6 protein-coding genes are annotated in these 12308 nt (G+C 63.7%); all 6 read left to right on the top strand.

Annotation, left to right across the window (positions count from 1 at the left end; genetic code table 11):
- The first annotated feature begins 1355 nt into the window (after positions 1-1355).
- The 6 genes from ACIGAQ_RS37735 (at position 1356) to ACIGAQ_RS37710 (ending at position 11805) form a co-directional block, all read left to right on the top strand.
- On the top strand, positions 1356-2165 hold the full coding sequence (locus ACIGAQ_RS37735) for a hypothetical protein (protein ID WP_399791400.1): 810 nt from the start codon (positions 1356-1358) through the stop codon (positions 2163-2165).
- 1444 nt (positions 2166-3609) lie between these two features.
- A complete protein-coding gene (locus ACIGAQ_RS37730; RefSeq protein WP_399791397.1) occupies positions 3610-4875 on the top strand; it encodes a ParA family protein in 1266 nt (421 codons plus the stop codon).
- Positions 4872-6005, top strand: a complete 1134-nt coding sequence (locus ACIGAQ_RS37725) for a ParB/RepB/Spo0J family partition protein (protein WP_399791394.1) — start codon at positions 4872-4874, stop codon at positions 6003-6005. The genes ACIGAQ_RS37730 and ACIGAQ_RS37725 overlap by 4 nt, the downstream gene beginning before the upstream one ends.
- 888 nt (positions 6006-6893) lie before the next feature.
- Positions 6894-9653 (top strand): glycosyl hydrolase, encoded by a 2760-nt coding sequence (locus tag ACIGAQ_RS37720; RefSeq protein WP_399791391.1) that lies wholly within the window; start codon positions 6894-6896, stop codon positions 9651-9653.
- Positions 9654-10432: 779 nt separating this feature from the next.
- Positions 10433-10819, top strand: coding sequence for a carbohydrate-binding protein (locus tag ACIGAQ_RS37715; protein ID WP_399791388.1), 387 nt, complete (start codon positions 10433-10435; stop codon positions 10817-10819).
- A 74-nt stretch (positions 10820-10893) separates the two neighbouring features.
- Positions 10894-11805: an ATP-binding protein gene (locus tag ACIGAQ_RS37710; RefSeq protein WP_399791385.1), complete on the top strand. Its 912-nt coding sequence runs from the start codon at positions 10894-10896 to the stop codon at positions 11803-11805.
- Positions 11806-12308 lie beyond the last annotated feature (503 nt).

Raw genomic sequence — 12308 nt, 5'->3', positions numbered from 1 at the left:
CAGACAGAGCACAAAGCCGGACGGTGGGCTGACCGGGCGGCGGGGGGACAGTCCGAAGGTCCTTACGCCTACCAGTCATGTCAACGTTGTCGGTGCGGGATAGGACGAAGTTCGCTGGGAAGGACCTTCCAGCAACAGGACTGAGCAGCTTCATGCTTAGGAACTGCTAGAAGACTGCACAGCGCGGGGGCGGGTGGTTACCCCTGGGAGCCTTTCACCAACAAGGGGGGCATGGAAGCCATGCCTAGGAAGCGTTCCCAGAAACCGGGGCAGGGGGGCACCTAGCGCCGGGCGCAGCCGCGGGCAGCCCAGACTCGGCGAGCTGGGCCACAAGAGGGCAGGCAGCACGTCGACCAGCGGGTGGGGCAGCGGAAGTTGCTCGACTGAAGTGAAGCGGGCAGCCAATGAGTCGCTGCGAAAGCGAGGCAGGTCTATCAGCATCTCCAACCCCTTGTCAGCGACCGTAGCGACCCAACGACACGCAGTCTAGCGGACGGGGCCGGTCGGGGGACTGCTCTGCAGAGGAAAGGCCTTGCCCGCTCCCTGCGAGCAGAGGACAGCTACCGAACCACGCTGGCAGCGACCGGAGCGCGTTTGGTCGCTACTCGATGAGACCCATAAAATCGCAGGTCAGAGGGTATGCCTCAACCTCAACAGCGACTGAAGCGACTGAAGCATCCTATATATCACGCACACGCGCACACATTAACCCTCTCATATATGCGGAAGTTCAGTCGCTTCAGTCGCTGACTGAGATATGAAGGCCCTCTGACCTGCGGTTTCTCCATGCTCGTCAGCAGCGACCAAAGAGTCGCTCAGTCGCTGACCTTCAGTCGCTGACCTTCAGCCCCTCAGAGGACGCGGTGCCGCCAGCGACCAAAGCGACTGAGCCCCCCAGTTGGTCGCCCCCCAGCCTGGCCCATCTGTTCTGTCGTCGCTGCATGCTGTTCCTCTGCCAAGCGCCCGTTGTGGTCTCAGGTGTAGGTGAGGAGGCTGCCTGTGGATGACACCGAACTGGGCCTCTAAGCCCTCGGGTAGGGCCGCGCCCGGTCGTGTCGTTGGGCGCGCTCCGCAGGCTTCGCGACGAAGCCTGCGGAAGGCCCATACGTCCGCCGCCCAGTCCGCCCCCGACCAGGTTCAAGGTCTCGCCCAAGAGACGTGTTGAAGCGGCTCGTCTCTCTGTGGCCACTTCAGTCGGCCCTCTTGGGCTAGCTACCTGTGAGATGTGCCAACCCTCTGACCAGGAGTGAAGCTTCAGTCTGCAGCTATCGGCCACTCCCCCGCGCCAGGCGCATTACTCAACGAGACTTGCGTTTCACATTGTGTGAATCACATGGCTCCTCCAAACTTGGTTCATGCCACGTCATTCTCGGAAGCCGTTCTCGCCCACCAACCCGCTGGTCAGGAAGCCTGTACGCATTGGCAAGATCACCGCTGCGGCAGCAGTCGCAGAGCTGCGGCAACTCCATGAGGCCGCCGAGGACCCGTATGTGGAGCGCATGCCGGCCCCTGACGAGGTCTACAGCTCACTCCTTTATGCGGAACGGCATGCAGAGGCACTTCGTGTCCTTCCACTGGAGCGACGTAAGGCGGCCGCCCTGATCCGCATCCGGCTCTGGGAGTACCTACGAGAACGTGCTGACGTGCACCAAGCAAGAGCTGTAGCTGATGCGCGTGTGATGAGGACCGAGTGGGCAGAACTCGCTCCAGCACTGGCAGTCAAAGCCCCCAGCGCGGCCTATAACAAGGCCAAGCGGTTGTTGGCGGCGGCTTTGGCTGATGCCAGCCCGGATGCCCCTCCTGTGCGGCGGACTCCAGAGGCTGTTGTCGAGGTCGAGCGGCGGATTACGCGTCAGAGGGAAGCCGATGAGCGGGCCGCGGAAGCCGCACGGAAACAGCACCACCTTCTGGTCCCCGTCGCGCAGCGCCTCTTGGAGAACCGTCCAGGGCTTGTGCTGGACGAAGACGCCGAGTACTGGCTTGATGAGCTCGCAGAGGTTCTACCCAACTGCAGTACACCGACCCAAATGCTCGGCTTGGCCCGCTACCTGAGTGCCGCGGTGCGTGCCTTGACCAAGCTGGAACGGAACCGCGCGCAGCCGGTGGCCAGGACCGATGAGGCCCGTCTCGCGTTGTCCGCCGCCGCTGATATCGCGCCCCACTAAGATTGAGCACAGTGTTCGTGGCACCTGTCCCCCACCGGGAAGCCTCAAGCTGAGGTATCGGGCGGCCGATCCGTGATAGGCCCTCACCTGGATACGGTGCGCTCGAGGGTCAATTGAGTGAGGGAGACCTCTCTGACGGAGACGGAGCCCCTCCGCGCCGGAGCCTTGCTTCGGGTCGTTCCCTAGCACCTAGTTCGTCCGTGAGGGCCTGCTCGAGTAGAACCCCTCTCCTTCTTGGCCTTGAGCCCCCAGCGTGGTCACCCCGAGTGCGGAGTCTTCCCCCACGGGGTCCATGTGTCCCTCGGAACGTAAGGTGCTCTCGCCTGTGTCTGGTGAGTGATTACGACGTAATCGCTCACCCCTCGCTCGCTCCGAGGCCGGTCGGCCTTCCCGAGCAGCCAAGAGTCCTCAGCATTGATGCACTGATAAATGACTGCTTGACAGTCTCGGAAGCCATTGCTCACAGGGGAACCTCCTCCCCCGGGGTGTGGCCTTCTCCTCTGCTGGGGCTCTAAGAATGTTCTGAACAGCGGAGGCGCCGGTAGCTCATCAGGGTGCTGGTGATGTTGGCGAAGGTGAGGAAGCGGTCGGTCTTGCGTTCGTAGCGCCGCTGCAGGCCACGAGCCCCTCCAGTCAAGAGATCGTCCCTTCGACCACTTAGCGGTGTTAGCCCCGGGCGGCTACAACTTTCCAGCCCGCGACGGCTGATGCGTGGCACGATCGGCCGTAGGCCCGTCCAGCCGCGTTGCTGGTCGAAGTCGTAGCCTCTGTACTCCACAGCCTGGCTAGGCGTCAGAGTGGAGTCCCAACGGGAGCGAACTAGGGGATGCGCGCGCCTCAACCGACCCGGTGCCTGGCTGTCGTGAAGGGCGGCGCCAGAGCTGCTGACCGCGAGCGGTGCTGGGCGTGGTCTTAGATCACGTAATCTCAGGCCGGAGTTTGCCGTGATCGGTCGGATATTGTCCGGTCAAGGGCTTCTGCAGACCGCCCAGACCCTGACCGAGTCGATAGCGCAGCGCGCCCAGTCCGGCTTGCCGTTCACGCCAACTCGATCGAGGACCCTGCCCCCTTGGCGCCTTCATTCCGTGGACCAGTTTGTGAAGCGCCGGTGCACCGACTGCCAGGAGGCGCCGAGCACCGGCGGCAGTTGCCGTCAAATGCACCTTGAGGACGTGATGAGGAAAACCCCCGGCCTTCTGCGCTTCCATCGCCCCGCCGTCGCCCCCCGACCGTGGACGCGCCCGGGCCTAGCCACCCCGCCACTACCAGGTCCGGTCAACGTGGCAGACCTGCAGGAGGAGAGCCTCGCCGACTGCGGCTGTGTGGCAGGGAGACATGCTCCGCAGCCACGTCCTGAAGCCCTTGGAGTCTACGAGGGCAAGTAGCATGCAAAACTAACGTGTTGCGGGAGCAGAATCCGCCAGACGTTAGTATGGTTCCCCCTATGACTTCATCAGTAGCGGCAAGTGACCGGGAAAAGGTCGTCAGCAAGCTGCCGGGCTGGCTGCGCCAGAACCTCAAGGTGAGAGCGGCCCAGCACGGGGTGGAGATCCAATCCGCCGTCGAGGAGGGCATCCGGAGCTGGTGCAGTCTTGCCTCCGCGACAGCCACCATCGATACCTCTGGGGCCGACTCCTTTTCTACCTTCCTGCCACTGGGGCAGTGGGAAGCCTTCCGACAGACGACAGCCGACCGACGTGTCTCTCTGATTCAAGGTCTCGCCCAGGCAGTTCAACTGTGGCTCGACACCAATCCTGCTCCGGATGTCGAGCGGCCCGAGATCACCCGTCGCATCATCGTCTGCAACCAGAAGGGCGGCGTGGGCAAGACTGCCATCACTGCAGGGCTCGGAGAAGCCCTCGCCGAAGATCCGAACTCCCTGCACCCTGTGCGCGTTGCCAAGGCTCTGACCAAGGCCCTGAAGGCAAGTGAGGTCCACGCCGACGAGGTGAGCGGCGATGATGATCAACTCGATATCGAGAACCTGCCCGGCCCTGGCCAGCGCGTGCTCTTGGTGGACTTCGACCCCCAATGCCATCTCACGAACCAATTGGGTGCGGCTCCCCTGCCCATGAATGGCGACAGCCTTACCAACCACATGGCCGGCGACCCCAAGGGGGATCTTCGCGATCTCATCGTCTCCATCGACGATGATGCCTTCGGAGGTCGGCTTCATCTCCTGCCAGCCTGCAACGATGCTTTCCTCCTCGACGTGCGCCTGTCTTCGGTACGAGCGCGCGAGGCTGCCCTGGAGCGAGCTCTCACTCCGCTGGAGGCCGATTACGACGTAATCATCGTTGACTGTCCGCCCAGCCTTGGCCTCAGCATGGACGCCGCTGCGTACTACGGCCGTCGGCGCGATGGAGAAAAGCCCGGTCAGTCGGGAGCTCTGATCGTCGTTCAGGCAGAGGACAGTTCGGCAGACGCCTACGAATTGCTCACCACTCAGATCGACGACCTCCGGAACGACCTTCAAGTCGACATCGACTACCTCGGCATCGTCGTGAACCTCTACGACTCCCGCCGTGGCTACATCGCAACCTCTTCTCTGCAAGGGTGGGTCGACATAAAGGATCCTCGCGTCACCGGCCTCATCGGGGACCTAAAGGAGCAGAAGGAAGCCGTCCGTGTGAAGAAGCCTCTGCTGTCTTATGCCCCCAAGTCGCAGCAAGCGGTCGGCATGCGAGCGCTGGCCAGGGAGGTTCTGTGAGTAAGGCCGATCAGCTGGGAGCCGGCCGGTTCGGTGGGGGAGCGCGGCCCCTGAGCGCGAGGCGTCAGGCTGTTGCCGCCGCCACCGGAGTCCCAACAGAAGGAGTGGCCCCGCCGACGGAATTGCCCCCGCACCGCATCAGTCTGAACCCGGACAACCCTCGCTCCAGTCTCGGAGATCTCACCGACCTCGCCGGTAGTCTCAAGACACATGGCCAGAAGCAAGCGATCACAGTGATGAACCGTGATGCGTACGTTAAGGCCAACCCCGACCGTGAGCCCGATCTGGAACCCGATACCACTTACGTGGTCATCGATGGCAGTAGTCGACTGGCTGCTGCACGGGAGGTCGACCTCCCCGTGGTGAAGGTGATGGTCAGCGACGATCAGGGAACCACCTCTGAGGAGCTTCTCGAGTCAGCGCTGGTTGCCAATATTCATCGTCAGGATCTGGAGGAACTTGACGAGGCCCGTGCCTTGCAACGCCTCCTGGCCATCCATGGCAGCCAAAGAGCGTTGGCCAATCGGCTCCACCGTTCCCAGGGTTGGGTGTCGCAGCGACTCGCACTCCTCAATCTCAAGCCTGAACTCCAGGCACTCATCGGCGAAGACCCGATTGACCTGCTGCGTGCGGTCGGCAATAGGCCCCACGAGGAGCAGGAGAGCGCCCTGCAGGAGCTGAAGGCCGAGCGAGCTCGTAAGGAGGAAGCGAAGCGAGCCGCCGCCGGTAAGCCACCTAAGGTGCCTTCACCCGTTGTGGCACCGTCCGCCAGCGATGCCCCTGCTGATTACGCCGTAATCAGCAACGGCGCATTGCCGGAGCCGAGCAACTCAGGGAAGTCCAAGCCGAAGAGGCCGCTTCGGCATACAGAGGACGAAGTTCCAGAGCCCCGCACGGACTCGTCCAAGGCGGAACCACGCGCCTCGATTGAAGAGCAGCGAGTGCACAAGGTTCCATACGATCAGCCCGGAGCCCTAGCCATGCTTCTGGACAGGAAGATTGAGTCTGATGACGTCTTCTTTGCGCTTCTCCAACTGCTGGGTGCCAAGGCGCTGCAGAGGGATCCGGGTCGACTGGATGAAGTAGCGCGATCCCTCACCGAGCTGGCAGCGACGCCTCAGGTGAACTGACTCAGGGCGGTCGCCTCAATGGAGGGTCCGTCTCGGTCAGAAGGCCGGACCCTCCACTGCCGCCCGCTACTTGAGCGCCTCGCGGTCGAGGACACAGCCCTTCGCGGGCGGCGGGAGCAGATAGTCATCTCTTGCTTGCGTCAACTACTGTTACCGCCCAGCGGGTTGCTGATCGCGATGGAAACCTTGCATCAAGTTCACTCGCATACACATAGGTTGGGTGGTTCTGGATCATCAAGGCATGAGTGGGGAGTTGAGGCAGCCGTTGACGGCGCGGCCAGCAAGGAGCCCCCTCTGCTTGAGCGCTGCTGTACCGACGGGATCACCTCGACTGGTCACCTCCTTCTATGCTCATCGCCCGTCGCACAATGCGATGACCTCCGAAGGAGACGCGTGAGGGCTGCCGCGCGCCATGGCAGTCGGTGGTCGCATGCCATCTCGCCGTCTCGGCCCAGTACACCCCTCCGCCGGCAAGACGGTGAGAGGGCATGGCCGCTGACGGGCTTCGTCCCGTGCCCGTTCCGCGGGTGGCAGGCGAGCCCCCACGGCGCTGAGTGGGCTGGCTGGGCCAACCCAAGAGCTGCCCCGGTCGGGCACCTTTACCTTTCCCTCCTGGCGGAAGTCGGGACCTCAGCGGATGGGGCCTGTGGCTGATTAGCGCACGTGACACATCGGAACACCGTCTACGAAAACGCGAGGGACGTGGGTGATGTCGCGTGCCTGCTGGGAGGCCGCCCCAAGCCGGGGGAGAGGATGAGTCGATGCCCCTGAGCCCGTTGTGAGCGTTTCGTGGCTGGTTAGCCACGTTGACGTCCCTTTACGACAGCCCTACGGTCCTGGCACCTGAGAGCGCTCTCAAGGCGCTCTCCGACCCCACTCGAGGTGCCCATGCGATCTCCCCGCACCCGAACAACGGCCGTACTCATGGCACTCGTCCTGGCCATGTTCGGTCTGACCACGACCGGAGCTCCCCCTGCCGCTGCCGCCACCATCCCCGTCGGAGAGGGCAGTTACTCCGACACCCGGCCCCCTGGAACTGCCGGCCCCGCGACCAACACCGGCACACCCGTCACTCCCAAGCTGACGCCTGCCGCGAAAGGAAGACCGGTGCCCACCAACGACTGGTGGTCCTCATTGGCCTTCCAGCGTTACCACGACAATCCCTGGTCGACCCCGATGTACGGCCATCCTCTTACCTATCAAGCCACCGCGGCCGGTCTGGACATCGGCTATCCAACAAACCCTGAGATCACTGGGGGAGGCAGACAGTACGAGTATCCCCACAAGCGCGACCTGACTCTGGGACTCTCGGGACTGGCCTCACCCGACACCAAGGCCGACGCCTGGTCCGATTGGACTGTCACCCCGTACTGGTCTGACGGTACCCGCGCCCTGCGCACCACCATTGGTCACGGCTCACCGTTCGTATACGCCCAAGGCACAGGTGGTGATGCACGCGTCACCACTGCGACAGCGCCTGTCATCTTCGCCGACCAGGGGAACGTTCTCGGCATCACCGTCAGTGGCCACCACTACGCTCTCTTCGCTCCTACGGGCACCGACTGGACGGTCTCCGGCTCCACGCTGACCGCCCGACTCGGCAGCAAGGACTACTTCTCGCTTGCTGTCCTGCCGTCCCCGAGCGCGCTGGCCACATACCGGAAGTACGCCTACAGCTTCGTCACTGGCTCCAAGGTCAGCTGGTCTACGGCAGGCGGCACCGTAAAGGCCACATACACCCTCACCACGCAGCCCCAGGAGGGCACACAGACCGGCACCCTGCAGGCCCTCTACCGGCACCAGTGGCTCAACACCACGGACGCGCTCACGGCCTACACCTACATCTCGCCGCGCGGCCTCATGAAGGTGCGCGAGAGCACCACTTTCACCACCCGGCAACGGGCGGCTGGCGTGCTCCCCGCTTTGCCCAAGACGAGAAATATCGATGCGGCCCGTTTGCGTGGCTACCTCACCGAGGCAGCGAATGCTGCCGATCCGTTCTCAGGCGCCACTGACACATACTGGACAGGGAAGGCCCTTGGCCGTCTCGCCCAGCTTGTGCCGCTGGCCGAGCAGATCGGAGAGACTGCGATCCGCGACAAACTGGTCGGTCTCATCAAGGGCCGGCTCCAGGACTGGTTCACGGCCGGTGGGTCCCACGAGCTCTCCTACGACCGGGAGTGGAAGACCCTGACCGGCTATCCAGCTTCCTACGGCAGCGACACCGAGCTCAACGACCACCATTTCCACTATTCGTACTACGTTTTCGCGGCGGCGATCGTCGCCCAGTACGACCCCGCCTGGGCCGCCAACTCAGCTTGGGGCGGCATGGTGAGGACCCTGGTTCGTGACGCCGCCAATCCAAGCCGGACGGACACCGCCTTCCCGTTCCTGCGTGGCTTTGACGTCTACGCAGGTCACAGCTGGGCCTCCGGGCACCAGGGCTTCGCTGCGGGCAACAACCAGGAGTCGTCTTCGGAATCCACGAATCTGAGCACCGGCCTGATTCTTTGGGGTTCTGTCACCGGTGACGTCGCCCTGCGCGACCTGGGTGTCTACCTGCTGACGACTGAGTCGGAAGCGATTGCCCAGTACTGGTTCGACGCAGATGAGCAGGTCTTCCCCAGCTCCTTTGGACACGACACGGCCGGCATTGTCTGGGGGAGTGGTGCAGCATATGCCACGTGGTGGACTGCCAATCCGGAGGAGATTCACGGCATTAACGTTCTGCCGGTGACCGGCGGCTCGCTGCATCTGGCCCGGGAAAAGGAGGCCATCCGCCGGAATCTGGCCGAGATGGAACGCGAGAACGGAGGTCCGGCCGTCGAATGGCGTGACCTGCTATGGGAGTTCCAGGCCTTGGCTGACCCGGCGGCCGCACACGCGCGGTGGACTGCTGGCCACACCACCTACACCCCGGAAGCGGGCGAGTCCCGAGCTCATACGTACCACTGGATCGCCGCACTCGCCGCGCTAGGCGCGCCCGATGCGACAGTCACCGCCGACGTGCCGACGTCAGCCGTCTTCACGAGAGGCACGGTTCGGACGTATGTGGCTCACAACCACAGCCCCACACCTCGGTCTGTGACGTTCTCCGATGGTGTGAGGTTCACCGTCCCTGCACGCACGACCCGAGTCCAGGGTGGCGTCGGGGACCCCGCCGCGCCCACGAATGGCGTCCTTCACCTTCTCAGCGGGGGCAAGCTCACCACGTCAACCGGCGCAGCTGCGGGCCGGGACACGATCCCCTCGGCGGCAGGAGCAAATCACGATGGTTCCCCTCATCAGCCGTTGATCTATGAGGTCAAAGGTGTGAACGGCAAACTCAAGGCGGGCGCAGCCACCGCTTTCCGGTTCCAGGTCGATGCGGGTGCGACGCCCGGCCTCGGCCAGCAAGCACGGGTCAGCTACGACCTCACCGGTGACGGTACGTTCGAGCGAACGGAGATGTACCACTACTTCGCCACCGATCCCGTCGCCGGCTGGGAAGAGTACAGCCAGGCACGCGGTTTGAAGGCGAGCACGGGTGAGCTGGGCGATCTCAAGAGCGGCACCGTACGTCTGGAGGTGTGGCATGCCATCGGCAACGGCACAGCCGAGCTCCATACCGGTGCGGAACACTCGACTCTGGTGATTCCTTACGAGTGACACGTCACCGCGGCTGAAGGTGCCCTGGTCACTGCTGTTCGGGTTCAGCCACCCCGAATGAGCAGTGATTCAGGGCGCCTGCCCATCGGTTTCCCGCCTACCCCGCAGTACTGGAAGGACTGCCTAGGGTGGTCAGCCGTTACGTCTCCTAGCGTCGGCGGCATTCATCTGTTTGCGCAACGCAACAACAGGAGCTTTCCTTGGACGCGGACGTGGACGCGGACCAGAGCACCAAGCAGTATCGGAACGACAAGCCAACAGGGCCCCTCGATATGGCCTCCACGGCCTCCACGGCAGTGCTGCGCCCGTACATTGGCGTGGTGCCCTACGGACCGGATCCGGAGTCCGTCCGTGCCTTCGACCGATTCAGGGAAGACCAGCCACCCAACCCTGACGAGTCGCCCCCCGAGGACTGGAGTGCGGACATCGGTCCGGTACTGCTCGGGAGCGCAGAGCGTCCCCCCCGGCAGGCCACTAAACGCCGTTGGGTAGCTGTGGTGGCAGCTGTCACCTTAACTGCCGCGGTTCTTGTCATCGGAGCTATCTCGCGGCAGTCGGACGACCCCCCGGCGCAGCGCGATGATGAGGTGCTCCTCCCGCCGACATTGCAAACACTTGAGCCTGCGCCGCCCACCTCACGTCCTTCGAGTTCACCGCCGTCCCTCCCTGACCCCCCACGGACTGGCACTCAGAGCACGAAAGCCACTCGTGATCCTGAGAAGAAGGCGGCGTCGCGCCCCCCGGAGGTAACCGACTCGCCTTCACCAGTTATTCACGCGGTGCCGGCGCGCTCGATCATGGAGGCCGAGGAGGCGGTGGAGCAGTCGGGCGGCATCACGGTGGAATCCGGATATGTGCGAGCGTCGGTACACGGCACCAGTCGCGTCAGCTTCCGTGTGGATTTCGGTGAAACGCCTGTAGACCAGGTGCAGTGCCGGATTGCCTATGCGTCGAGCAGGGGAGCAAGCGCCGAGGTCACCCTTCATCTCGACAGTCCGACCAACCCTCCGATTTCGAGCCTCTCGGTGGGGGAGAGAGGCCAAGGCGGCTGGCAGCAGGTTCCGGGTGAAGTCGGCTACGTCACGGGCGAGCACACGGTGCATGTTGTCTTCGCTCCTGGAGTCGGAACGGATCTGCTAGCGCTCGATCAACTCACCTTCCGCTAGGGCGCGAACCACAGCTGGACAAGGCGGCGGCGATCAAGAGCAGGTAACGAGTTGGTAGCTGCAGTCGGCAGGGAATGGACCTTGGTTGCTGCAGTTTGATCGTCCAGTGCCCAGGCGGACAGGCGCCCCGCCCTGGGCGTTTGGCCTCAGGCCGCCTGCTGGGCTCGCGAGCCAGTCCAGTCCCGTCCACGAACAACGGTTGCTTTTTGGTGCCGACCGGCATTTTCGCATTGGGTTATCAAGCAGTCACGGTGTGCTTGCAGCCGAACTGTGGGCTCTCACGCCGATGCCCCGGTTCTCCGCTGTCACCTGCCGATCTTCCACCATATCGCTGCCCATCCCGAGGACTAGGGAATCTACCTGGGGTGCCGCCCTTGCCCGGTGCGATGGGCTGGGGAATGCGGCGGTTCCATGTGGCTGCGGTTGTTGACACGATCGCACGCCACCCCAGGAGCCGGACCAAGGGAAGGATGATCAAAATGAGTGTATATCTTCCTCATCCCCGTACCCCCTGCTCAATCCCAGCAGAGGCCCCCAGCCTGGGCGGCCAGAGGGCTCGAGCCCGTGCGGGTCCCCCCCAGCCGGTCCGACATCCTTACGACCACATATCCTGGTCGTTGGAATTCCTTCCACTGGCAGCTTCAGCAGCCCGGAGGGATGTCCGACGCCACCTACTCGACTGGAAATACGATCAGGATACCGTCGACACCTCGCTCCTCCTTACTACCGAACTCGTTGCCAACGCCATTGAGCATGGTGCTGCGCCCCTTTTCCTGCATCTTTTTCATAAAGAGGGCGATCTGATCATCGCTGTTCATGATGGAGGCGGCCATATCGGCAACACCGCTCATGGGATGTTGTCCGACCTTGCGGAGAGCGGTCGCGGTCTGCAACTGGTCGAGGCCCTCGCTGACGCCTTCTGTCTGACTGCCGGCACTTACGGAACTCTGGCCGTCGCCCGGGTCCGGCGGCCGTGTGGCTCATAGCGGGGCGGCTCGGCGGATCAGACAGGCGGCCGGCTCTCGGCACGTCGCCCCCCTCAGAACAGCTCAGGCCATGCCGTGATGGGATGACTCGCCTGCAGCAGCACAGCACGGAGGCGACTCTGCGCGGATCAGCGCGCCGCTGGCCGTAGCGGTTTGCAGGCGCTGGACATGAAGTACTCGCACGGTGGGGTTCGTGTCTGGTGCGGTGACCTTCACCGTCGGCCTCTGCCCTCTTCTGTTGTGGCTGTCACCGACTGGGAACCGGCAGTGCGCCGTCGACTTCGATGACTCGAGCACAGCGCTCCTCTGCAGATCAACCGTGCACCAGGACACGCCCGGCCAAGACGACTCACCAGGCGTGTTACACCGCCCGTCGCGCTGCCGAAGCCTCGTCGGGGTCACATGCAACACATGCGCTCAGCACCGGGGGGAGCGAACCGAGTCGCAGACGGACGACCTCAACGAGTCGGCAGGCAGTGGAGTTTCCTCGGCCGCAGGGAACT

This window comes from Streptomyces sp. NPDC085932, assembly GCF_044540525.1.
GTDB classification, from domain to species: Bacteria; Actinomycetota; Actinomycetes; order Streptomycetales; family Streptomycetaceae; genus Streptomyces; species Streptomyces levis.
Note: the sequence above shows the minus strand (reverse complement) of the source record. Positions and strands in the feature narration are given on the sequence as shown.

Excerpts from the sequence above, each read along its gene's own strand:
- ACIGAQ_RS37735 (WP_399791400.1), top strand. The coding sequence starts at position 1,356 with ATGCCACGTCATTCTCGGAAGCCGTTCTCGCCCACCAACCCGCTGGTC.
- ACIGAQ_RS37720 (WP_399791391.1), top strand. The coding sequence starts at position 6,894 with ATGCGATCTCCCCGCACCCGAACAACGGCCGTACTCATGGCACTCGTC.
- ACIGAQ_RS37730 (WP_399791397.1), top strand. The coding sequence starts at position 3,610 with ATGACTTCATCAGTAGCGGCAAGTGACCGGGAAAAGGTCGTCAGCAAG.
- ACIGAQ_RS37710 (WP_399791385.1), top strand. The coding sequence starts at position 10,894 with ATGGACCTTGGTTGCTGCAGTTTGATCGTCCAGTGCCCAGGCGGACAG.